At 70.0% G+C, this 22,010-nt stretch carries 20 protein-coding genes; 15 read left to right on the top strand and 5 right to left on the bottom strand.

The genetic code is table 11. From position 1 onward, the window contains the following. Positions 1-192: 192 nt before the first annotated feature. Both E1288_RS24820 and E1288_RS24815 read left to right on the top strand, forming a co-directional pair. Positions 193-1,149, top strand: a complete 957-nt coding sequence (locus tag E1288_RS24820) for a LysR family transcriptional regulator (protein WP_132489005.1) — start codon at positions 193-195, stop codon at positions 1,147-1,149. Positions 1,150-1,296: 147 nt separating this feature from the next. Beyond that, positions 1,297-2,544, top strand: coding sequence for an MFS transporter (locus E1288_RS24815; protein WP_235883783.1), 1,248 nt, complete (start codon positions 1,297-1,299; stop codon positions 2,542-2,544). Here the strand turns inward: E1288_RS24815 and E1288_RS24810 are convergent. Next, on the bottom strand, positions 2,529-3,557 hold the full coding sequence (locus tag E1288_RS24810) for an MBL fold metallo-hydrolase (protein ID WP_132489003.1): 1,029 nt from the start codon (positions 3,555-3,557) through the stop codon (positions 2,529-2,531). The two genes, E1288_RS24815 and E1288_RS24810, sit on opposite strands and share 16 nt — an antisense overlap. A 587-nt stretch (positions 3,558-4,144) precedes the next feature. On the opposite strand from E1288_RS24810, the gene E1288_RS24805 reads away from it, so the two are divergent. The 4 genes from E1288_RS24805 to E1288_RS24790 are packed head-to-tail and all read left to right on the top strand — an operon-like array spanning position 4,145 to position 9,111. Then, on the top strand, positions 4,145-5,587 hold the full coding sequence (locus E1288_RS24805) for an APC family permease (RefSeq protein WP_207954542.1): 1,443 nt from the start codon (positions 4,145-4,147) through the stop codon (positions 5,585-5,587). Then, positions 5,584-6,861, top strand: coding sequence for a glutamine synthetase family protein (locus E1288_RS24800; RefSeq protein ID WP_132488999.1), 1,278 nt, complete (start codon positions 5,584-5,586; stop codon positions 6,859-6,861). The genes E1288_RS24805 and E1288_RS24800 overlap by 4 nt, the downstream gene beginning before the upstream one ends. Further along, positions 6,851-7,984: an amidohydrolase family protein gene (locus E1288_RS24795; RefSeq protein WP_132488997.1), complete on the top strand. Its 1,134-nt coding sequence runs from the start codon at positions 6,851-6,853 to the stop codon at positions 7,982-7,984. Before E1288_RS24800 ends, E1288_RS24795 begins: the two co-directional genes overlap by 11 nt. After that, positions 7,981-9,111, top strand: coding sequence for a M20 metallopeptidase family protein (locus E1288_RS24790; protein ID WP_207954541.1), 1,131 nt, complete (start codon positions 7,981-7,983; stop codon positions 9,109-9,111). The genes E1288_RS24795 and E1288_RS24790 overlap by 4 nt, the downstream gene beginning before the upstream one ends. Before the next feature lie 84 nt (positions 9,112-9,195). Here E1288_RS24790 and E1288_RS24785 read toward each other — a convergent pair whose 3' ends face one another. Then, positions 9,196-10,047: a MurR/RpiR family transcriptional regulator gene (locus tag E1288_RS24785; protein ID WP_132488995.1), complete on the bottom strand. Its 852-nt coding sequence runs from the start codon at positions 10,045-10,047 to the stop codon at positions 9,196-9,198. A gap of 409 nt (positions 10,048-10,456) precedes the next feature. Between E1288_RS24785 and E1288_RS24780 the strand changes: the two genes are divergently transcribed. Continuing rightward, positions 10,457-11,155 (top strand): FadR/GntR family transcriptional regulator, encoded by a 699-nt coding sequence (locus tag E1288_RS24780; protein WP_132488993.1) that lies wholly within the window; start codon positions 10,457-10,459, stop codon positions 11,153-11,155. A 103-nt stretch (positions 11,156-11,258) separates the two neighbouring features. On the opposite strand, the gene E1288_RS24775 is transcribed toward E1288_RS24780, so the two are convergent. Continuing rightward, complete coding sequence (locus tag E1288_RS24775; protein WP_132488991.1) at positions 11,259-12,311, bottom strand: Lrp/AsnC family transcriptional regulator; 1,053 nt, start codon at positions 12,309-12,311, stop codon at positions 11,259-11,261. Between the two features lie 117 nt (positions 12,312-12,428). Between E1288_RS24775 and E1288_RS24770 the strand changes: the two genes are divergently transcribed. Together E1288_RS24770 and E1288_RS24765 are read left to right on the top strand one after the other, a co-directional pair. Continuing rightward, complete coding sequence (locus E1288_RS24770; protein WP_132488989.1) at positions 12,429-13,952, top strand: AbgT family transporter; 1,524 nt, start codon at positions 12,429-12,431, stop codon at positions 13,950-13,952. 20 nt (positions 13,953-13,972) lie between these two features. Then, complete coding sequence (locus tag E1288_RS24765) at positions 13,973-15,226, top strand: amidohydrolase (RefSeq protein WP_132489079.1); 1,254 nt, start codon at positions 13,973-13,975, stop codon at positions 15,224-15,226. Positions 15,227-15,302: 76 nt separating this feature from the next. Here E1288_RS24765 and E1288_RS24760 read toward each other — a convergent pair whose 3' ends face one another. Beyond that, entirely contained in the window at positions 15,303-15,935 is a 633-nt protein-coding gene (locus E1288_RS24760) for a TetR/AcrR family transcriptional regulator (RefSeq protein ID WP_132488987.1), read from the bottom strand. A gap of 66 nt (positions 15,936-16,001) precedes the next feature. On the opposite strand from E1288_RS24760, the gene E1288_RS24755 reads away from it, so the two are divergent. The 4 genes from E1288_RS24755 (at position 16,002) to E1288_RS24740 (ending at position 20,377) form a co-directional block, all read left to right on the top strand. Further along, positions 16,002-16,823: a class I SAM-dependent methyltransferase gene (locus E1288_RS24755; RefSeq protein ID WP_132488985.1), complete on the top strand. Its 822-nt coding sequence runs from the start codon at positions 16,002-16,004 to the stop codon at positions 16,821-16,823. Positions 16,824-16,837: 14 nt separating this feature from the next. Then, on the top strand, positions 16,838-17,671 hold the full coding sequence (locus E1288_RS24750) for a class I SAM-dependent methyltransferase (protein ID WP_132488983.1): 834 nt from the start codon (positions 16,838-16,840) through the stop codon (positions 17,669-17,671). Between the two features lie 91 nt (positions 17,672-17,762). Continuing rightward, positions 17,763-19,532, top strand: coding sequence for a WXG100 family type VII secretion target (locus E1288_RS24745; protein WP_132488981.1), 1,770 nt, complete (start codon positions 17,763-17,765; stop codon positions 19,530-19,532). A 143-nt stretch (positions 19,533-19,675) separates the two neighbouring features. Beyond that, a complete protein-coding gene (locus tag E1288_RS24740; RefSeq protein ID WP_207954540.1) occupies positions 19,676-20,377 on the top strand; it encodes a hypothetical protein in 702 nt (233 codons plus the stop codon). A 3-nt stretch (positions 20,378-20,380) separates the two neighbouring features. Here the strand turns inward: E1288_RS24740 and E1288_RS24735 are convergent, their stop codons facing one another. Next, positions 20,381-20,575 carry a hypothetical protein gene (locus E1288_RS24735; RefSeq protein ID WP_132488977.1) on the bottom strand — a complete coding sequence of 65 codons (195 nt, stop codon included), beginning with the start codon at positions 20,573-20,575 and terminating at the stop codon, positions 20,381-20,383. A 401-nt stretch (positions 20,576-20,976) separates the two neighbouring features. On the opposite strand from E1288_RS24735, the gene E1288_RS24730 reads away from it, so the two are divergent. Next, positions 20,977-21,822, top strand: a complete 846-nt coding sequence (locus tag E1288_RS24730; RefSeq protein WP_132488975.1) for a helix-turn-helix domain-containing protein — start codon at positions 20,977-20,979, stop codon at positions 21,820-21,822. Continuing rightward, on the top strand, positions 21,812-21,988 hold the full coding sequence (locus E1288_RS24725) for a DUF397 domain-containing protein (RefSeq protein WP_132488973.1): 177 nt from the start codon (positions 21,812-21,814) through the stop codon (positions 21,986-21,988). The genes E1288_RS24730 and E1288_RS24725 overlap by 11 nt, the downstream gene beginning before the upstream one ends. The last annotated feature ends 22 nt before the right edge of the window (positions 21,989-22,010 follow it).

Below are 22,010 nucleotides of genomic sequence, written 5' to 3'. Positions count from 1 at the left end.
AGCGCGGCAGGGCGCCGGCTCCGGGCGGCATGAGGCGGTCTTTTCGGCACGTTCGACCTCCTAGCGAGGAAGATTCCGGTCAGGGGGCGGAGCGGGATACCGGTCTCCCGGCTCCTGGAACGTGCGCACGTTGCGGGAATTCTGTCATCGGAAGGACATCTGGCCCCATAAGCGGCGCTATACAGTTCGGCTATGACGATCGAGATCCGGCAGCTGCGGATGATCTGCGCGATCGCGGAGGCGGGCAGCATCACGCGCGCCGCCGCCAGGATGGAACTCACCCAGCCGGCGCTGAGCAACCAGCTGCACGCGATCGAACGGATGCTGGGCGATGCGCTGTTCGTCCGGAGCAGGACCGGCGTCGTGCCGACGGAGTTCGGGCGGCGGACCCTCGATCGCGCCCGGATCGTGCTGTCGGAGGTCGATTCCCTGTTCGGCGGTGCGAGCGGTCCGCAGGCGTCGACCGAGCCACTTCACCTGGGATGTGCCCACATAGCGTGCATTTCGAGCATCGTGGACCGCGTCCAGGCCGCCCCGCTGGGGCGTTCGGTGATGCTGCACGTCGAGTCTTCCGCCGCGGTGCTGGCGGATTCGCTCACCAGCGGCCGGCACGACGCGGCCCTGCTAGGCATCATGGCGGGTTTCGACGTTCCGCTGGAGCGGCCGGTCACCAGCCGCGTGCTGGTCCCGCGCTATCCGTGCTTCGTCGCGCTGGCCGCCGACCACCGGTTGGCCGACCGCGAACAGGTGCGGCTGGGCGACCTGCGCGACGAGGCGTGGATCGGGCCGCCCGGCGCCGACGACGGTTCGCTGGCCGCGCTCCGCGCCGCGTGCCTGGAAGCCGGTTTCGAGCCCCGGATCCGCTTCGAGGCGCCCAGCGGCGGCGGCCGCGAGCTGGTCGCCAACGGCCACGGAATTCGGCTGGTGGAGCCCACCTTCGCCGCGCCACCGGGCACCGTCGTCCTGCCACTGGAAGGAGATCCGCTGGTCGCGCGGCTGGTGGTGGCCTGGCGGCCGGACCGCATCACCCGGGAGCAGGCGGACCTGCTCTACCGGGAGATCGCCCGCGCCTACCTGCTGCACGTCGCGGACAATCCGCTGTTCTACCAGTGGTGGCAGGCCCATCCCGAGATGCACCCGGTGCTCTGAGCCGGAATTCCCGCTCGCCTGGCCGAAGGTTGCCCCGGCGCAACCGCGAGAGGTAGACAATGTCCATGATTGCGCCTCGCTCCTCATCTCCCTCGCGCGGAATTCCGCGGTGTCCGGCCACTTCCCGAACCGGCCGGTGAGCGGGGCGTGGCCGTCGACGATGCGGTGAACTCCGATGCCGCCACTCGGACCCGGCGGCTCGTGCAGCGCCGGGCCATCCGCGTGCTGATCTGCTCGCAGGTCCTGGCCGGTGCCGGGCTGTCCTCCGGTGTGGTCGTCGGGGCGCTGCTGGCCGAGGACATGCTCGAATCCAAGCGCTGGGCCGGCATCACCAGCGCGCTGTTCACCCTCGGTGCAGCCGCCGCCGCACTGCTGATCGGCCGGTTGTCGCAGCGCGGCGGCCGCCGCAGCGGCCTCTCGGCCGGCTACGCCATCGGCTCGCTCGGGGCGCTCGGGATCGTGGCGGCGATCCTGCTGGACAACGCCGCCCTGCTGCTGATCGCGTTCCTGCCCTACGGCGCGGGCACTGCGACGAACCTGCAGGCCCGCTACGCGGGAGCGGATCTGGCAGATCCCGCGCACCGCGGGCGCGCCCTGAGCATCGTGCTGCTGGCGACCACCGGCGGCACGGTCCTCGGCCCGAACCTCACGGAAGTCACCGGCTCAGCGGCAGAATCCGTTGGCCTGCCTGCGTTGTCCGGGCCGTTCCTGCTCTCCGCCGTCGCTTATGGCGCGGCGGCCGTGCTGCTGGCCGCGCTGCTGCGACCGGACCCGCTGCTGACCGCGCGAGAGCTTGCCGCCCAACAGGATTCCGGCCCGGCGCAGTCCGGCGGGAACGGGCCTCGCGGCGGCCTGGCGCTCGGTGCGGGGGCGATGGTGCTGACCCAGCTGGTCATGGTGGCGGTGATGACCATGACGCCGATCCACATGCGCGACCACGGTCACGGGCTCGCCGAGACCGGCTTGGTGATCGCCGTGCACATCGCGTGCATGTACCTGCCGTCGCCGCTGACCGGCGCGCTCACCGACAAGTTCGGCCGGCGCGCGGTGATCGCCGCCGGCGGCGTCGTGCTGCTGGCCGCCGGGCTCGTCGCGGCGTTCGCCCCGGAGCACTCCGTCGCCGGGCTCGCGATCGGCCTGGGGCTGCTCGGGCTCGGCTGGAACCTCGGCCTGCTGGGCGGGACCGCGATGGTCACCGACGCCGCCCCGCTCGCGAACCGGGCCAGCATCCAGGGGCGGGTCGACCTCGCGGTCTCGCTGGCCGGCGCGACGGCCGGGCTCTCCAGCGGGCTCGTGATGGCCTCGACGAGCTACAGCGCGCTGGCCATCGGCGGCGGCGTGCTCGCCGTGTGCGTGGTGCCGTTCCTGATCCGCATCGGTCAGGCCGCGGAGTAGTGCACGACCCCTTCGACCTTCTCCTTCGCGAGCTTGCCCTGCAGGCTCAGCACGTCCAGGTGGGCGGCGGTTTCCAGCACCGCCATCATCTGGTTGAAGGGGTCGCCGAGCTCGTCGAAGCTGCGCTCGCGGCGGGTCCAGGTCAGCGCCCGCGCCGCCTCGTACGCGGTGCTCGCGCCGTTCACCACGACGGCCGCCATCGCGTCGAGGCGGGAGTCGTGGTGGTCGAGCAGTTCGTCGACGCGCCGGTGAACGCTGTCGGTGGCCGGGCCGTGCGCGGGCAGCAGCCGCATGTCGGGCAGCGCGCGGACGAGCCGCAGCGACGCCAGGTAGTCGCGCAGCGGGGTCTCGGTGGGGGCCTGCTCGAACCCGATGGACGGCGTGATGTGCGGCAGCACGTGGTCGCCGGCGAACATCAGCCCGGCGGCGTCGTCGATGAAGACCAGGTGGCCGCGGGTGTGGCCGGGCGTGGCCAGCGCGCGCAGCGGCCGGTCGGCGAGCGTGATGTCGGTGGACTCGCCGATCCACTCGTCGGGTTCTTCCCAGAAGTGCGGGCCGCGCGGGCCGTCGTCGCGGGCGGCGATGACCGCGTCGCGCACCGGCTTCGCGCCGCATTCGGCGAGCAGCTCGATCTGTTTGGCCAGCGGCCGGTGCCCGGGGTCCTTCAGGACGTTGATGGTGTGGCGCTCGTCCTCGCCCAGCAACACCTTGGAGCCGTACTCCCGCCGCAGCGCCACCGCCTGCGTGTAGTGGTCGCGGTGCGCGTGGGTGACCAGGAACCGGCTGATGTCGCCGAGCCCGGCGCCGATCTGGCGCAGCGCGGCGGCGAGCTGCTCGCGCGCCTCGTCCAGCGCCCAGCCGCCGTCGACGAGCGTCAGCGTGTCGCCGTCGGCGATCGCGTAGACGTTCACGGCGCGCAGGCCGTCACTGGGAAGGGGCAGCGGGATCCGGTGCACGCCCGGCGCGACTTCGTACGCGCCCGGCTCGATCCACTCGTGCCGCGAGTCGCCCATGACCACACCTCCAAGCGCGCGCCCACCTGGGCGGTCCATCAGGAGTACCACACCCATACCAACCAGTCAGTACGCCTGTGATGACATCGCGGACCCGGATTCCGGCCCCGCCCGGCCGCCGTGCCCGCCACCGGCCCGGCCGCCGCCGGACGCGGGAAGGCGCGGGAATCGCGGCCGAGCTGGGAAATTTAGCCACGCGAACGGCCCGGCGGACCACCGGCCGGATCGTCCACACAGGACACCTGCCACATGAGACGACGCCGAATCGTGGCGTTCATCACGTTCGACCGTTCGTCGATCCGCGAACACCCGGCCAGGCACGGCGTTTCGGCTGGTCACGGGCCCGTGTGCACTTCGTGTCGCCATAGCAGCAGAAAGTGCGCACGGGCATCTAGCAGGGCAAACGCCCCACTGGGCGGATCACCCGCCCCGGAGGCCATCGGCGCCGGCGCCATCCGACGGACGCGAAGCGTGGCATGTTCGTTCCAGAATGGGATGTTGACTGCCGATATGGAATGGATGTTTCATTCTGTGCCGATGGGTCGCCTCCCGGTGGCTCCGCCGTTCGCCGCCAGCTGGAGCAGCCGTTGCCTGATCGAACTCGCGCCCCGCGCAAGCTGCGCCTGTGGGAAGCCCTGGCCCTGTCGGTGGGCCTGATGGGCCCGACCCTCGCGATGGGCCTCAACGGCGCGGGCGTCGCGGCCACCGCCGGGAAGGCCGTGCCGCTCGTCTTCGTCCTCGGGCTGATCGGCGTTGCCCTGGTCGGCTACGGGTTCTGGCGGCTCACGCAGCACTTCAACCACGCCGGTTCGGTCTACGCCCTGGCCGGGGCGACGATCGGGCCGCGCGCCGGGTTCTTCGGCGGCTTCGCGCTGCTGGGCACCTACCTCTTCTTCCTGACCTGCACGCTCGCCGCGACCGGCGTCTTCGCGCACGCGTTCCTGCAGGCGCTGGGGATCCCGGCCGCGACGCCGTGGCTGGTCGTGGCCCTGCTCGCCGCCGTCGCAGTCGGCCTGCTCAACTCGCGCGACACCCGCATCACCGCGCGCACCCTGCTGATCGTCGAAGGCGTCGGGATCGTCGCGATGGCGGTGCTGGCGTTCGTGGTCATCGGCCGGGTGGCGGGCGGCTCGGCTCCACGCGGGCAGACCCTCGACCTGTCGGTCTTCACCGCGCAGGGAACGACGCTCGGCGCGGTCATGACCGCGACCGTGTTCGCGTTCGTGTCCTGGGCGGGCTTCGAGGCGTGCGCGTCGCTGGGCGAGGAAACCGACAACCCGCGCCGCAACATCCCGCGGGCGCTGGTCGGCAGCGTGCTGCTGACGGGCGTGCTGTACGTCTTCTTGATGTTCGCCCAGACCATCGGTTTCGGCACCGACGAGGCCGGCGTCGCGGAGTTCGCCGGCTCCGAGGCCGCCCTCGCGACGCTGTCCGAGCAGTACGTCGGGGCCTGGTTCGCGCTGGTCATCGCGTTCACCGCGGTGGCATCGGCGTTCGCCTCCGCGCTGTCGTCGTCGGCCGCCGCCGCGCGGCTGGTCTACGCCCTGGCCCGCGACGGTTTCGGCCCCGCCCGCCTGGCCCGGACCAGCCCGCGCACCGGCGCACCGACCGCCGCCTTGGCGTTCGTGTGCGCGGTGGCGGCGATCCTGGTGGCTATCGTCGCCGGGTGCGGGGTTTCCGCGTTCGACGCGTACTACTGGTTCGCGACCATCGGCGTGCTGTGCATCCTGGTCGCCTACGCCGTCGCCGGGGCCGGGGTCATCGCGTTCACGCTCTCCGGTCGTGCCTCGATCCCCAAGTACGAGATCGTGCTGCCGATCGCGGGCATCGCCTACCTCGGCTTCGTGATCTTCACGCAGTCGGCCGGTCAACCCGCGCCGTTCTCCTACTTCCCGTGGATCGCCGGGGCCTGGTGCCTCGCCGGCGCCGTCGTGCTGCTGGCCGCCCCCGGGCTGGCCCAGCGCATCGGCGAGCGGCTGACCGCCGAACTCGCCGCCCAGGAACTGCAGGCCGAGAGGAGCGCGCTGTGACCACCGTTTTCGTCGCCACCTGCGATCTCGCCGGGCTGACCCGCGGCCGGTCGGTGCCGGCCACCGAGCACGACGCGGTGCTGCGCAGCGGCGTCGGCTGGGTGCCCGCCGACCTGGCGGTGTCGGCTTTCGGCCCGATCGCCCCGGACAACGTCTTCGGCTCGCAGGGCGACCTGCGGCTGCGCCCCGACCCCGCCACCGGCATCGACATCCCGGCCGACGGCGAGCAGCCGGGCCTGCGGCTCTACCTGGCCGACCAGACGCTGCCCGACGGCAGTCCCTGGCCGTGCTGCCCGCGCACGTTCCTGCGCGACGCGGTGGACGAACTGCGCGCCCGCACCGGCTTCGAGGTCGTCGCGTCGTTCGAGCACGAGTTCGTGCTCTCAGGGCTGCCCGCTTCGGCGCCCTTCTCGCTGCACCGGTTCCGGACCGCCGAGCCGTTCGGCTCGGACCTGGTACGGCTGCTGGCGGACGCCGGGCTGCGCCCCGAGACGTGGCTGCCCGAGTACGGCGACGGGCAGTTCGAGATCACCCTGCACCCGGATTCCGCGCTGGTCGCGGCGGATCGCGCCGTGCTGCTCAAGGAGCTCGTCCGCGACCTGGCCCGGCGGCGCGGGCTCGGCGCGAGCTTCGCGCCCCTGCTGGATCCGGCCGGGGTGGGCAACGGCGTGCACATCCATCTGAGCCTGCGCGACGCCGATGGCAGGCCGGTGTTCTTCGACGCCGGACGGCCCGGGCGGCTGTCCACAGTGGGCACCCGATTCGCGGCGGGCGTCCTGCGGCACGCGGCGGCGCTGACCGCCTGGACCGCGCCGAGCCCGGTGTCGTTCCTGCGGCTGACCCCGCACCGGTGGAGCGTCGGCGGCGCGTTCCTCGCCGAGCGCAACCGCGAGGCGATGCTGCGGATCTGCCCGACCTCCGGCCCCGACCCGGCGGCGCAGTTCAACCTGGAGTTCCGGGCCGCCGACGCCACCGCCAACCCGTGGCTCGCGCTCGGCGTGCTGATCCGGGCCGGACTGGCGGGCCTGACCTCGGACTACGACGAGCCGGTGGTGTGGCCGGAGGACACTGCCGAGGCCGATCTCGCCGGGGTGCCCGCGCTGCCCGACTCGCTCGAATCGGCGCTGAAAGCGCTGGAATCCGATGATGTGGTGCGATCGTGGTTCGGCCCGTCGCTGCTGGCCACGCAGCTCTCGGTGAAGCGCACCGAGCTCGCGCACCTCGACGGACTCGACGAAGCGGAACGCACCCGGAGGATCGCGGATGTCTACTGAGGACCTCGCGGCGGCCGTCGACGGCCTGCCGCTGGTGGACCACCACGTGCACGGCGCGCTGGCCGGTGAGGTGGACCGCCCGGCGCTGGAACTGATGCTCACCGAATCCGACCGGCCGGTGCCGGCGTGGATGACCCAGTTCGACTCGCAGCTGGGCTTCGCCATCCGCCGCTGGTGCGCCCCGCTCCTCGGCCTGACCGCGCACGCCGATGCGGCCGACTACGTGGCGCGGCGGGAAGAACTCGGGGCCGAGGAGGTCACCCGGCGGCTGCTGGCCGCCAGCGGCATCGGGCACTACCTGGTCGAGACCGGCTACAAGGGCGACGAGATCCTCTCCCCCGACGGGATGGCGTCGGCCTCCGGCGTCCCGGCCGACGAGGTGGTCCGCCTGGAGGCGGTGCTGGAAGACCTCGCGCGCAGCGGAGTGGGCGCGGCCGAGCTGCCGTCGCGGTTCCCGGAGGTGCTCGCGCAGCGCACGGTCGATGCGGTCGGGCTCAAGAGCATCGTCGCCTACCGCTACGGCTTCGACTTCGATCCGCAGCGCCCGTCGGAGGCGGAAGTCGTCGCAGCCGCCGGGAACTGGCTGCGGTCCGGCTCCACGCGCGTGGACGACCCGGTGCTGCTGCGCTTCCTGCTGTGGTCGGGCGTCGACCGGGGCCTGCCGTTGCAGCTGCACGCCGGGTACGGCGATCCCGACGTCGAGCTGCACCGCTGCGACCCGCTGCTGCTGACGCGGTTCATCAAGCTGGTCGAGCCCTCCGGTGTCGACCTGATGCTGTTGCACTGCTACCCGTTCCACCGCAACGCCGGATACCTGGCCCAGGTGTTCCCGCACGTGTACTTCGACGTGGGGCTCGGGGTGAACTACAGCGGCGTCCGCTCCGACGCCGTGGTCGCCGAGTCGCTGGAGCTCGCGCCGTTCGCGAAGATCCTGTTCTCCTCGGACGCCTGGGGCCCGCCGGAACTGCACTACCTCGGCGCGCTGCTGTGGCGGCGGGGAATGCGCAAGGCGCTTTCGGAGTGGGTCGAGGCAGGCGAGTGGTCCGAGCCCGACGCGTTCCGGGTGGCCCGCATGATCGGCCAGGACAACGCGCGCCGCGTCTACCGGCTGGACCAGCAGTGAAGCGGCTGCTGGCGGAGCTGGAGCGGCAGCTGGAGTCCGCAGTGGACATCCGCCACCAGATCCACGCCCGGCCCTGCGTGTCCGGCGCCGAGGGCCCCACCCTGAACCTGGCGCTGGCGAACCTGCCGGGAGCGGTGACCAGGATCGGCGACACCGCCGCGGTCGTGCGGGTCGGCGGCGAGGGCCCGGCCGTCGCGGTGCGAGCGGAGCTCGACGCGCTCGCGATCACCGAGCGGACCGGCGTCGACTGGGCATCGCGGCATCCGGGTGCGATGCATGCGTGCGGCCACGACGTGCACCTCGCCGCGTTGATCGCGCTGGCGCGCGCCGTCGACGCGGTCGGTGGCCCGGCGCCGCTGCTCGCGGTGCTGCAACCGCGCGAGGAGACCTATCCTTCTGGGGCGGCGGAGATCGCGGAAAGCGGTGTCCTGCAAGCAGAACAGTGCCGTTCAGTGATCGGCGCGCACGTGCAGCCGCTGCTGCCCGCGGGGACGGTGGCGTGCACGCCGGGCGTGGTCAACGGCTCGTCGGACGAGTTCACGCTGACCGTGCGCGGCGAGGGCGGGCACGCCGCGTACCCGCACCGCACGCGCGACCCGGTGATGGCGCTCGCGCACGTGATCGTCGCGCTGCAGAGCATGATCAGCCGGGCCATCGACCCGATGGCCTCGGTCGTGCTCAGCGTGACGACCCTGTCGGCGGGCACCGCCGCGAACGTCGTTCCAGGGCAGGCCGTTGCGCGCGGCACGGTGCGCGCGATGACGACCGCCGACCGCACGGATGTCCACAAGAGACTGGTCGAGGTCGCCGACCTGACCGCCCGCGCGCACGGCTGCTGCGCCGAGGTCGAGTTCGTGCACGGCGAGCCGGTCCTGGACAACGACGCGAATCTGGTGAAGGCGACCGCCCCGCTGCTCGGCGAGCTGGGCCTGCGGGTCTCCGAGGACCTGCGCTCGGCCGGGTCGGACGACTTCTCCTACTTCTCCGAGCTGCTCCCGTCCCTGATGATGTTCGTCGGCACCCACGGCGGCGCGGAACAGCTCCACTCCCCCACGTTCCTCCCGCCGGACGACCGGATCCGCGACGTCGCCCACGCCATGCTCGCGGGCTACCTCGCCGCCACCTGACGCCGCGCCCCAGGCTCGTGAGTACTTTGTGCTGCCATAGCGACACAAAGTACTCACGGGCCACTACCAGCGGAAACGGAACCGCTACTCCGCGACGTCGTCGGCCAGGTCGTCGTAGCGGGCCAGGCGCTTGCGCGGTTCGTCGCCGAGCTCGTCGACCAACGCCGCCACCACCGCCTCGACCAGGGCGAGGGCCGGGACCAGGGAGTCGAACGGGGACGGCGCCTGCACGCTGGCGGGCAGCACGATGTCGGCCGAGCTCGCCAGCGGCGACAGCCACGGGTCGGTGAACAGGATCAGCGCCGCGCCCTGCTTCTTGGCGAGGTCGCCGAACCGGATGGTCCCCTTCTCGTACCGCCGGTAGTCGAACGCCACCACCACGTCGCGGCGCCCCATGTCGAGCAGCGCGGCCGCGCGGTCGCCGCCGCCGTCGGGCACGTGCGCAGTGCGCGGCCGCAGCTCGCGGAGGTGCCCGGCGAGGTACTGCGCCAGGATCCCGCTGAAGCGGCCGCCGATGGTCGTCACCGGGCGGCGCGCGTCGGCGAGCAGGGCTACCGCCGCGTCCACCTCGGCGGCGGGCACCGCTTCCAGGCTCGACCGGATGCCCTGCGTGAAGGTCTCCACCGACCGGTCGAGGGCGTGATCGCCGCCCCGGCCCGCGGTCCTGGCGTACATGTCCAGCGGCGAGGACAGCCGCTCGCCCAGCTCGTCCTTGAGCGCCTGCTGGAACTCCGGGTAGCCGACGAAACCCAGCTTGCCGACCAGCCGGAGCACGGTCGGGGCACTGACCCCGGCCCGGGCCGCCAGCCGGGCCACCGGCTCCAGCCCGGCGAGCGGGTAGTCGGCCAGCAACAGCCGGCAGACCTTCCGCTCCCCGGCGGTGGCGGTGCCCTGCTGCTGCCGGAGCAACTCCACCACGGGAGCTCGACCACTCATGAAGAACCCCACCAAGTCCGCGGAACCCCACCACATCGGACTATAGAGCCTGCTTCCAAACTTGCTCTGCGTGGCGGTGCGGGTAGCGGCCCCCCTGCGGGAATTACGGTCGCCTTCTCGCTGTGGGATCCCCGACTCATGAATGCCAATTCACCACGTCGGGGCTGTCCTCGCGAGAAGACACCTGAGAACCCGCGGCGGTGCAAGCTGCGAGGGCGGCTAAGCGGCGCCGCTTCAAAGACAAAACCCCGCGATACCACACCTCACACCACGACATCCAAAACAGCCTCTATAGCCATCCGGCGGCGGCCGCGGGCGGTCCTCAGTGGACCGCGGGCTTGACCGGGCGAGGACGGGGCGTTTAGGGTCGCTGGGTTCTGGGCATCTGAAGTCGCGCGAGGGGGTCCGGGTGTCGCTGCCGGAAGAGCTCGCCGAGCGGCTGCTCGGGGCGATCATCGACGGCACCCATCCGCCCGGGGTCGCGCTGCCGTCCGAGAGCGAGCTCGCCGAGCAGTTCTCCGTGAGCCGGCTGACCGTCCGCGAGGCCGTCAAGGCGCTCCGGGTGCAGAACGTCGTGCGCATCCAGCGGGGTCGCGGAACCTACGTGAACCCGCCCGCGCAGTGGACCGCGCTGGATCCGATGATCCGGGCCGCCACCGCGCCCCGGTCGAGCCGGGTGGTCTCGGAGAGCCTGATCGACGCGCGCCGACTGCTGGAGGTCGGGGCCGCCGAGCTCGCCGCCGTCAAGCGGACCGCGACCGACCTGGCGCAGCTGCGCGAACAGCTGCAGGACATGCAGTCCGCCGCCGACACCGACGACGTGGAGCTGTTCGTCGCGGCCGACATCGCCTTCCACAACACCGTGATGCAGGCGACGGGGAACGCGTTCATCCCGCTGATGTTCGAGCCGTTCGGGCGGCTGCTGGTGGAGGGCCGGCGGGAGACCTCGTCCGTCCGCGAGATCCGCGCCAACGCGATCGAGCACCACACCAGGATCCTGCACGCGCTGGAGTCGGGAGATCCGGCGACGGCCAGGCAGGCGATGATCGACCACCTCGCGCAGACCTCCGAAGACCTCCGCACCCACGTGATCGACAAGCGCCCCTGAAGCTAGCGAATACGCACTTTCAGGCAAAGTCGGGCACCTCTCGAGGCTCCCAATTTTAGGCAAAATTGGGAGCCTCTCCGGATTCCAGAAACGATTCCCAATTTTAGGCAAAATTGGGCGACCGCTCGCGGGGCCCCAGGTGGAGGTCGGACCAGGGGTCGGTGGGGACCACCTCGGTGCTGCGGCCGAGGTCGTCCAGCAGGCGGGACTGGCGCTTCAGCTGGTGCAGGGTGATCGCGCGTTCCGCCAGGGACAGCGACGGCAGGCGGGCCGCCAGGCGCTCCTCCAGGTGCTGGCTGTCCTCCGTCGACCGCAACCAGACGATCATCACCAGGTTGTGCCGTCCCGTCACCGCCGCGCAGAACCGGATCTCCGGCAGCTTCGCCAACGTCCGGCCCACCGCGGCGAGCTCGTCGGGCGGCACGTTCGCCCAGAAGATCGCCGAGATCGGCCAGCCGGTGAGGCTCTGCGCGACCTCGCAGCGGATCGACACCAGGCCGTGGTCCACGAGCCGCACCAGCCGCCGCCGCGCGGTGGACACGCTGGTGCCGGTCAGCGCGGCGAGCTCCGCCACGGAACGACGGCCGTCGACGCTCAGCGCGACGAGCAGGTCGCGGTCCTGCTCGGTCAGCACGCCCTGGCGGGCGCGCGGCGGCGCGTGGTCCGCCAGCTCGGCGCGCTGTGCGGGGGTGAGCGCGTTCAGCCGCCAGTGCGCGCCCTCGCCGTAGACCGTGGTGGCCGTGTGCACGCTGGTGCGCCGGACGCCGGGATGGTGGCTGAGCTCGTCCAGCACGAACCGGGACAGCGCGGGCAGGCTCCGCGCGTTGATGATCACGAACAGGTCCCGCCCGCTGCCGACGTGGTGCACCGAAACGACCTGCGGCAGCCGCGCGAGCAGCATCGCCAGCCCGTCCCGCTCGGCCGGCAGGCAGTCGATCTCCACGCAGCCGAGCACGTGCGCCGACGGCGCGGTCAGCCGCGCGTACGCGGTCATCCACACCAGGCCTTGCTCGGTGATCCGCTGCCACCGGCGGGCCACCGTGCTCGGGTCGACTCCGAGCACCGCGCCGAGCACCTGCCAGGAGCCGCGCGGGGCGATCTGCACGGCGTTGACCAGGGCCAGGTCCAACTCGTCGAGATTGGACGAATCTTGCATGCAGGAACCTTCATGTGACCGTTTCCGGCAATCCAAGCAGCGCGACTGACGGCTTGTCCACCCTTGCCCCACTGCGGGTTCGAGCCCGCGACGAGTTCGACTGCGCCCGGAGATCACATGGACACAGCGCGTACCCGGCCCACCCGACTGGATCGGGTCTTCGCCGGGATCGAACGGCTCGGCAGCCGGATTCCCGAGCCGTTCTTCCTGTTCGTCTACCTGCTGACCGCGCTGGCGGTGATCTCCACCGCGGTGGCGGCATTCGGCGTCACCGTCGAAGTGCCGGGCAAGCCCGAGCCGATCCCGGTGCGCGCGGTGCTCAGCACCGACGGCCTGGTGTGGTTCCTGACGAACTTCGTGGACAACTTCATCGGCTTCCCGCCGCTGGGCACGGTGCTGGCGATGATGCTCGTCGTCGGATTCGCCGAGCGGACCGGGTTCCTGACCGCCGCGGTCACCCTCGTCTTCGGCCGCGCGCCGCGCTGGCTGCTGCCCTACGTGGTGGCGTTCGTGGCGTGCCAGGCGCACGTGATGTCCGATCCGTCGCTGATCGTCATCCCGCCGCTGGCGGCGCTGATGTTCAAGGCCGCCGGGCGGCACCCGGTGGCCGGCCTGATCGGCGCTTTCGCCTGCGGCGCAACGGGTTACGCGGGCGGCATCCTGGTCGGTTCGCTGGACGGGCTGCTGGAGGGCATCACCCGCAAGGCGCTGCAGATCGCGCCGCTGGCCACCGAGGTGCACACCCACATCGCGATGAACTACTTCTTCGCCGCGACCGCGGGCCTGCTGCTCCCGCTGGTCGGTGGATTCCTGATCGACCGGGTGCTGGAGCCGCGGCTCGGGCCGTGGACCGATCCCGACGGCGAGCAGGTGGCGGAACTGACCGCGCGGCAGCGCAAGGGCGTGTGGCGGGCGTTCGCGGTGCTCGCCGGCTACGTCGTGCTGGCGTTCGGCACCTGGCTGCTGCCCGGCAGCTTCCTGCGCGGCGACGGCGGCGCGCTGGTGCCCTCGCCGTTCCTGGAGAGCATCGTCCCGCTGATCATCATCGCCTTCCTGCTGGCCGGGCTGGTCTACGGGCGCACCGCGGGCACCGTCGCCGAACGCGCCGACGTGCCGCGGATGATGACCGAGACGGTCAAGGACATGGCCGGCTACATCGTGTTCATCTTCGTCGCGGCGCAGTTCATCGCGCTGTTCACCTGGTCGAACCTGGGCACGCTGATCGCCGTCGGCGCCGCCGACGGGCTGCGGGCTGCGAACCTGACGGGCTTCCCGGCGATCATCGTGATGGTGCTGCTGGCGACCGTGGCGAACCTGTTCGTCACCTCGGGTTCGGCGCTGTGGTCGCTGCTGGCGCCGGTGATGATCCCGGCGTTCACCATCCTCGGCTACGACCCCGCGTTCATCCAGGCCGCGTACCGGATCGGCGACTCGACCACGCAGGCGGTCAGCCCGCTCAACGCCTACGTCTACATCCTGCTGAGCGTGAACCGGAAGTACCAGCCGGAGACGCAGCTGGGCACCCTGCTGGCCCGGCTGAGCGTCTTCGTGCTGCCGTTCTTCGCGGTGTGGCTGCTGATCCTCGCGGTGTTCTACTTCTTCGACCTGCCGGTGGGACCTGGCGCCGGCATCCGACTGTGACCGTCTACAAAGGAGAGATGATGCAGTTCGACGAGCTCGTGGCGCTGCGGCGCGACTTCCACCGGTACGCCGAGCCCGCGTTCCTGGAGATCCGCACGTCCAGCATCGTCGCGTCGCGGCTGCGGGCGCTGGGCCTGGAGCCGCTGACCGGCCGGGCCGCGATGCGGGCGGACGCCGTGGTCGACTACCCGACCGCCGAGCGGCGCGAGCTGTTCGCGGAGCGGGCCGTGAACACCGGCGCCGACGCCGCGGGCGTCGAGCACGCTGCCGAGTTCGGCACGGCGGTGATCGCCGAGGTCGAGGGCAACCGGCCGGGTCCGGTGTGGGGCCTGCGGTTCGACATGGACGCCCTGCCGCTGGCGGAGTCCGACAGCCCGGAACACGCCCCGACGGCAGGGGGATTCCGCTGCGACTACGGCGCGATGCACGCCTGCGCGCACGACAGCCACACCGCCATCGGCCTCGGCCTGGCGAGCCGATTGGTCGCCGACAACGACTTCGCGGGCACGGCCCGGTTCCTGTTCCAGCCCGCCGAGGAGGGCGGCCGCGGGGCCGCGTCGATGATCGCCGCCGGGGCGGCCGAAGGCATCGACCGGTTCGTCGCGGTGCACCTCGGGCTCGACGAGCCGGCGGGGAAGGTCAGCGGCGGGATCCAGGGCCTGCTCGCGACCACCAAGATGCGCGCCAGGTTCACCGGCACGGCCGCGCACGCCGCGGGAGCGCCGGAGCAGGGCGCGAACGCGCTGGTCACGGCGGCGAGCGCGCTGCTCAACGTGATGGCGCTGCCGCGGTACTCCACCGCGGACACCCGGATCAACGTGGGCACGCTGCACGGCGGCGACAACGTCAACATCGTGCCGTCGTGGGCGGAGATGACGTTGGAGGCGCGGTCCACGGACTCCGACGTGAGCGCCGACCTGACCGAGCGCATCAAGACCGCGCTGCGCGGCTCGGGCGCGATGCACGGGGTCGGCGTGGACGTGGTCGAGACCGGCGGATCGGCCACTATGGACTGCGACGCGGAGCTGGTGGACGCCATCGACCGGATCGCGGCGGAGCTCCCCGACGCCGGAACCACCGACGGGTTCAAGCAGATGGGCGGCAGCGACGACGCCAGCCTGTTCGCCCGCGAGGTCCAGCGCGCAGGGGGCATCGCCACCTACATGACGGTCGGCGGCGGGAACACGGCGCCGCACCACAACCCGCTGTTCGACATCGACGAGTCGGCGATGCCGGTCGCCCTCGACGTCCTGGACCGCCTCATCCGCAGCTGATCGGGTGAACGTCCGCAATTTCAATGGAAATCAGAGGTCCGATTTCCATTGAAATTGCGGCACCGGCGAACAGGAATCAGCTCCCGCAGAGCTGCGCGCGCAGGAGCTCGAAAACCCACTGCTCCCACTGCTCCGGCTTCCAGCCGCGATCGCGCACCACGAGCAGGTAGAGCTCGGGGCTGAGCAGCCCGAACAGCACGTCGGCGGCCTGTTCCGCGGGCACGTCGGCGCGCGATCCAGGCTTGGCGACGAGGGCCTCGGCAGCGGCGGCCTGGACGGTGTAGCGCGGGTCAGGCCCCTGCGGCCACAGCTCGGTGACCTCGGGTTCGGTCGCGGCGGCGATGCGCAGCACCTCGGTGATCGCCGCGACCCGCTCCATGATCAGCCGCGTGCCCGCGACGTGCGCCCGCAGCTGGGCCTCCGCGGTCTCGGCTCCGAGGGCCTCGCGGAACCACTGCCGGTCCATCGTCGCGATCGGCTCGTCGTCGCCCGCGATTGCGGTGTCCACGACCTCCTTCAGCAGGTTCCGCTTGTTGCGGAAGGTGAAGTAGATGGTCTGCACGGCGACGCCGGCTCGGTCGGCGATGTCCTGCAGCGGCGTCGCGCCGTAACCGCGCTCGACGAACAGCTCCCCGGCGGCCTGCAGCATCCGCAGCCGCGTCTGTCTGGCCTTCTCGGCCCGCTTGCCGCCCTTGTTGACCGAACTCATGACCGGAGTCTATAACTAGAGTCGTTCTCTAGAGTTCAACTCTAGTCAATTCGGAAGGAGTCACCGATGCGATCCGTGGCCAACACCCAGCAGGCCGAGGCGTGGAACGGCTGGGAAGGCGAGCTCTGGGCGGAGAACTCCAGCCGCTACGACGGGATGCTCGACGACTTCAACGGCCCGTTGTTCGCCGCCGCCGAGATCGGCGAGACCCACCAGGTCCTCGACGTCGGATGCGGAACCGGGCACACCACGCGACTGGCGGCCGGACTCGCGGCACGAGCCGTCGGCGTGGACATCTCGGCCCCCATGCTGGCCCGCGCCCGCGCCGACGCGGCGGAAATCCCGAATATCGAGTTCGTGCAGGGCGACGCCCAGGTCCACCCGTTCCCGGCCGGCGGGTTCGACGTGGCCATCAGCCGGGGCGGCGTGATGTTCTTCGCCGATCCGGTCGCCGGATTCGCCAACATCCACCGCAGCCTCCGGCCCGGCGGACGACTCGCGTTCATCGCCCCGACCGCCCCCAACCCCGACGGCGACTACGCCCGCGCGACCGCGGCCCTGGCCGAGTTCCTCCGCGGTCCGTCCCCGGCGGCGCGCGGCATGATGTCCCTGGTCGCCCCGGACCGCATCCGAGAGGTGCTCACCGAAGCCGGATTCGGCGACATCACCATCGACCGGACCGAAGCCACCGAGACGCTGGGCGCGAACGCGGCCGACGCCGCCGAGTTCGTGTGCTCGCTGGGCCCTGTCCAGTTCAACCTCCAAGACGTCCCGAAATCCACTGTGGACCGGATCAGGAACGAGGTGCGCGCCGGATTCGAGCCGTACGAAACCCAGCAGGGAGTCCAGGTCCGCGGCACGGTCTGGCTCGTCCGGGCAACCAGTTGATCGAGGAGAAAACCGTGAAGTCCATCGTGAACACCGGCCAAGCCGAAGCGTGGAACGGCTACGAAGGCGAGCACTGGGCCGAACACCAAGACCGCTACGACGCGGTGAACAGCGGCTTCAACGAGCCCCTGCTGAACGCCGCGAACATAGCCGAGCAGGACCGAGTGCTCGACATCGGCTGCGGCAACGGGCAAACGACCCGCCTGGCGGCAACACGAGCCGCACACGCGGTCGGGCTCGATCTCTCGGCACCCATGCTGCAACGAGCACGGAACACCGCGGCCCGAGCGGGCATAGCCAATGTGTCTTTCGAGCAAGGCGACGCCCAGGTGCACCCGTTCCAGGACGGCGAATTCGACGTGGCCATAAGCAGATTCGGAGTGATGTTCTTCGCCGACCCGGTCGCCGCATTCACCAACATCCGCCGAGCCCTGCGCCCAGGCGGACGCCTGGCCTTCGTGTGCCTGCGCGAGCGGAGCGGCAACGACCTCGGGGCCGTGCTGGATGCGGCTGCGGAGCACCTGCCGGCACCGGAACCTGCCGCCCCGCACGCCCCAGGGCCGATGTCGCTGGCCGACCCGCAACGCATCCGCGAAGTGCTGACCGGTGCCGGCTTCTCGGACGTGAACGTGAGCCCGGTCGATGCGCCGCAAACGTGGGGCCGCGACGCGGCGGACGCGGCCGATTTCCTCTTCGAATGGGGCCCCGTCCAGGCGATGGTCGGCAACGCCGATCCGACCGCCGCCGAACGAGCCCGCACCGCACTCAGGGCGGCGATGCGGCAGCACCAGCAGGCCAACGGCGTCCGACTGCGCGGCACGGCATGGCAAGTCACCGCCACACGGTGAGGCCAAGCACCGATCACCCTCTGTGAGCAGCCTTCCTGATCACAGTTCGCCGAAACCGGTTGATCACCGGTTGTGCGTGCCCTAGGACTGCGTGGGGTGCCGCAGTTCTAGGGGGAATGGGATGGACCGGTTCGCTGTCCGCTACGCCGCGATCGGTGAGGCGTGGGAAAGCGTCCGCGATGCCACCGGGCAGGTTCGGACCAAGCTGGCCGATCTCGACGGATCGCTCGGGCCGCTGCGGGCGTCCTGGACCGGACAGGCCGCGGACAGTTTCGAGGTCGCGCGGGCGACATGGGTTCGCGAAGCCGAGGAGATGACCGAGTTCCTCGACGGCATGGCGGACCTGCTGTCGCTGATCGACGAGAACTACCGCAGCGCGCACCAGGCGAACCTGGCCATCTGGGACGCCCCCACAGGTTCGTCAGGCGGCTCTTCCACCGTGCCGATGTCGGCAGGCTCGGCCGGCGGGCCCGGCGGCGAAGTCGACGTCTCCATCGAGGAACTGCGCCGCGCCGCGCGGTCGTTCCACGGACTCCAGCAGCAGCTGGCCGACAACATGGGCTGGATCAGCCGGAACCTGCACGGCAGCGCCACCGGTATGGCCGGAGCCGACCCGGTTCTGGCCCCGTGGCGCACCCTCTACGACGAAACAGCGCGGGCGGTGTGGGCGGTGCTCAGCGCGGCCACCGATCTGCTGGGCGGCATCGCCCAGGGCATGACCGACACCGGCAACAACTACGTCGACTCCGAAGAAGCCTCCACCGCCGGACACGGCGCCACGCTGCCGGAACGATTGCCGCAGCTCCCGGTCGACACCGTCAGCCCCGGCCCCGAACCACCCCCCAGCGGCTCGGGCGCCCCGGCGCAGAGCTTGGAGGACTGGGGCTACGAGTACTGGCCCGACGGTGACCCGGCGGGGCTCATGTTCGCCTACGACGAGTGGAGACGCTTCGTCGAAACCCTGACGGAGGTCTCGCGGTCCGGGGACGGACTGATCAACGGCTTGGTGGAGTCCAACCACGGTGCGGTCTTCGACAGCATCCGCCAGTACTGGGCCACCAAGTCCCAGATCTGCGGAACCTCGGAAATTCTGCCGGTCCTCACGTCCGCATGCAGTGCGCTCAGCGAATCGTGCAAGGTGATGTCCAAAGCGGTGCGCAACGCCCAGGCAAGCATCGCGAGGCTCCATCAGATAGTGGGCGATCTGGACATCTTCTCCGCGCTTGGCTTCTGGCGGCAAAATCCGCTCGCCACAGCCGCTGAGCTCGGCGCCGAAGCTGGCAAGTACATGGCCGTCAAGACGATCACGCCCAGAATCAAAGAAACGTACGAATACGAGCGCGGCGACGCCATGCAGCTGCTGACCACCGGAATCGCCGACCAGTTGCACACCTGGGCACGCGATGCCGAGGCGGTCACACTGGAGTCCGAGCGGCGGGCCTACCATCAGGCAGACCATGGACTCGAACAACACCTCGGCACCGCGCCGTACGACGCCTGGGCTGGAGTGGACGAGCCGCACCCCGACCCGGCATCCGTGCACGTCACCGCCGACCGGGCGACCCACATCCTCGACGGTGATCCACCTCCGAGGAACGCTGGCGGCCACCTCGCCGGAACAGGGAAACCAGGAAAGTCCGAATTTCCACCCGGCTGGAGCCGAATGGATGTTCTGAACCGGATTCAGGACGTGGCGAAGGATCCCGACAGCCCGCCAGAGCTCCAACCGAACGGAAAGTGGAAGGCCGTCGGCGTCCGAGACGGTGTTTTCATCGAAGTCGTCCTCGACGGGAATGGCAGCGTCGTCACCGGCTATCCCAAGGGCGGGCCGGGCGTGCACGAGAATCCGAGAGAAATGTGATCATGAACGAAGTCGAACTCATGAACAGGACGGACTCACTTTTCCAGGGAATGCGGGAACGCATCCCACAGGAGACGTACTCGTTCATGTCCAGCGCTGCGCATGCCGGTGAGCATTACGAGGTCCTCGACGTGCTGTTGGCCATGCTGAAGCAGGGCCGCTTCCCGATCTCGCGTCCGGAGCGGGACGAACTTCGCACGATCATGGAATCAGTCCCACTCCCTATCGACATGTGTGACTTCATCAACGACTGGAAGAACATCGTCGCGTCGCTGAACGTCGTCGACGATGCGCCGGAGAGGGACGACCCCGAGCCGCCGATGGCGTCCGGACCGTCGGTGGTCATCCACGAGAACCCCGACTTCGGTCGCACCTTGCGGACCCAGGTGGGGCTCCACGTCGATTTGCCGCCCCGACTGTACGAGCCGTTCGTGGATCACTTCACCGCTGCCGTCGGAGTCGGTGTCGAGATCAACCTCGCCCGCACCAACCCCGACCAATACATGCGGCGCGGGAAGGTCCGCAAACCCACCGAGGCGGAAGCGAACTTCGTTCCCCTGATGATCCGGGTGATCAGCGACGGCTCCATCTGGGGCGGCGGCATTCTCCTTCGCGGCTTCGAGCAGTGGTGGACCAAGAACCGCACCGATGCCGAATCCCTGGTCCGCCAGATCCCCACGATCCTGGCGGCCGAGCAGTACGGCGACGACAACTTCCACATCGCCCTCGCGGACTTGTCGTCATCCACTGTGGAGCAGGTCATCACTGTACTGACCGAATCGAAGATCGAGGAAATTCTCGGCGCCGTCCCACCCATCCCAGTGTTCAAATATCCGCCGATGTGACCGTCAGCCCCGCGCGGCCAGCCAACCGAAGCGGCGCACGGCGCTGGCGAAGCGCTCGGTGTCGGCGGCCAGTCGGCTCAGGCGCGCCGTATCCACCTCACCGGTTGGGATGCGCCGCGCTTCGTCCGCTAGATCCTGCTGCAGGACCAGCATCGCGGACGCCATCTCGCGCGGTGTGTCGATCCGCGCCGGGATCATCCCCTCCTCCCGCGGTCGGTTGACGAGCCCCGGAAACTCCGCGACCAAAAAGCAATCCGTGCATTCGCGTATCCCTACCGGTAGCCCGGCGCACGGCTCCCCTGGCGGGGAGCACTCCTCCACCTCGCCAGCCTGGAACAACTGGCGGCACCAAGACCGAATCAAGGAATCGCTTGCGCCGCAACAGATATGCGCGAACCGACACCACTCCGGCACCACCCCTTGCCGGTACTGGAAATGCCGGATCTGATCACCTGACCGACCAACGTGTTGCATGAGACGCCCTCCCAGCGCAAGCAGTTCCGTTGCCACAATGTGGTAATTCCTAACTTTCGCGCAGCCTGGCATCATCAACAATGTCGTGACCGTGGGCGCAACAGGTGAGACCGTGGAGACCCGCAATGACCAAGACGCCGAAAGGCCGCGCGCTGGGGAACGCACTGCGCCAGGCAAGGCAGGAGCGAGACCTGACGGTGCGGGCGTTCGCCGCTCAGCTCGGACGTGATCCCGGAGTGCTGTCGAGATGGGAGACCGGAGACCGCACCCCCAAACCCGAGCAGGTTGCGCAGATTCTCACATCGCTTGGCGTCAACGGTGACCGGTACGAGGAGATCGTCGATCTGGCCTATGGAGCGGACGACTCGAACTGGGTCGCCACGACGCTTCCGGCTCAGCGCCAGCAGTCGGCCGCCTTCATCGACTTCGAGCAGAACGCGTCGAAGATTCTCGAAGTGTCGCCGATGCTGATTCCCGGACTGCTCCAGACAAACGACTACATCCGTGCGGTCATGACGGACGCACGCGTTCCAGTCGGTGAGCTGGCCGCGCGGATAGCCGTTCGGATCGGGCGCCGCGATGTGATAACGCGCAACCGGCCCACTCAGTTCACCGCACTGGTCGGCGAAGCCGCCCTCCGGCAGCTGCTCGGCGGCCGAAAAGTGATGATCGAGCAGCTCAGGTACCTACTCGAGATGGCCCGACGACCCAACATCGAACTGCGGGTCTTCCGTTTCGGCACCGGCTGGCACCCGGCACTCGAAGGACAATTCCACCTCATAGAGACCGGTGATGGCACGGTCGTACATCTGGAGAACCTCAAGTCCGCGTTGTTCTTGCATGAAGACTCCGACGTGCGCATCTACCAACGAGCGGCAGAGAAGGTTCTTGACGTGGCTATGAACCAGGCCGAGTCTGCCAAGCTGATCAGGTACATCGCCAACAGCATGGAGAAGGGCAATGAACGCTGAAACGACCTGGCGCAAATCCAGCTACAGCGCCAACGCCGGTACCTGTGTCGAGCTCGCGAGCTCCTTAGACCGCATCCGCGACTCCAAGAACCCCTCCGGGCCGACCTTGCGGGTTGACGTCGTTGGGTTCGTGCGGGCCGTCAAGAACGGGCGGTTCGACCGCTGACACTATGCGGGCAGCCTCCGGC

Origin of the sequence: Saccharopolyspora elongata (assembly GCF_004348985.1) — a bacterium.
Lineage (GTDB): Bacteria > Actinomycetota > Actinomycetes > Mycobacteriales > Pseudonocardiaceae > Saccharopolyspora > Saccharopolyspora elongata.
The sequence above is the reverse complement of the archived record's forward strand: the minus strand, read 5'-3'. Positions and strand labels throughout refer to the sequence as shown.

What these genes read in the sequence shown, in the direction of transcription:
- E1288_RS24820 (WP_132489005.1), top strand. Translation starts at nt 193, where the DNA reads ATGACGATCGAGATCCGGCAGCTGCGGATGATCTGCGCGATCGCGGAG.
- E1288_RS24810 (WP_132489003.1), bottom strand. Translation starts at nt 3,557, where the DNA reads ATGGGCGACTCGCGGCACGAGTGGATCGAGCCGGGCGCGTACGAAGTC.
- E1288_RS24795 (WP_132488997.1), top strand. Translation starts at nt 6,851, where the DNA reads ATGTCTACTGAGGACCTCGCGGCGGCCGTCGACGGCCTGCCGCTGGTG.
- E1288_RS24785 (WP_132488995.1), bottom strand. Translation starts at nt 10,047, where the DNA reads ATGAGTGGTCGAGCTCCCGTGGTGGAGTTGCTCCGGCAGCAGCAGGGC.
- E1288_RS24775 (WP_132488991.1), bottom strand. Translation starts at nt 12,311, where the DNA reads ATGCAAGATTCGTCCAATCTCGACGAGTTGGACCTGGCCCTGGTCAAC.
- E1288_RS24770 (WP_132488989.1), top strand. Translation starts at nt 12,429, where the DNA reads ATGGACACAGCGCGTACCCGGCCCACCCGACTGGATCGGGTCTTCGCC.
- E1288_RS24765 (WP_132489079.1), top strand. Translation starts at nt 13,973, where the DNA reads ATGCAGTTCGACGAGCTCGTGGCGCTGCGGCGCGACTTCCACCGGTAC.
- E1288_RS24760 (WP_132488987.1), bottom strand. Translation starts at nt 15,935, where the DNA reads ATGAGTTCGGTCAACAAGGGCGGCAAGCGGGCCGAGAAGGCCAGACAG.
- E1288_RS24755 (WP_132488985.1), top strand. Translation starts at nt 16,002, where the DNA reads ATGCGATCCGTGGCCAACACCCAGCAGGCCGAGGCGTGGAACGGCTGG.
- E1288_RS24740 (WP_207954540.1), top strand. Translation starts at nt 19,676, where the DNA reads ATGCTGAAGCAGGGCCGCTTCCCGATCTCGCGTCCGGAGCGGGACGAA.
- E1288_RS24735 (WP_132488977.1), bottom strand. Translation starts at nt 20,575, where the DNA reads ATGATCCCGGCGCGGATCGACACACCGCGCGAGATGGCGTCCGCGATG.
- E1288_RS24730 (WP_132488975.1), top strand. Translation starts at nt 20,977, where the DNA reads ATGACCAAGACGCCGAAAGGCCGCGCGCTGGGGAACGCACTGCGCCAG.
- E1288_RS24725 (WP_132488973.1), top strand. Translation starts at nt 21,812, where the DNA reads ATGAACGCTGAAACGACCTGGCGCAAATCCAGCTACAGCGCCAACGCC.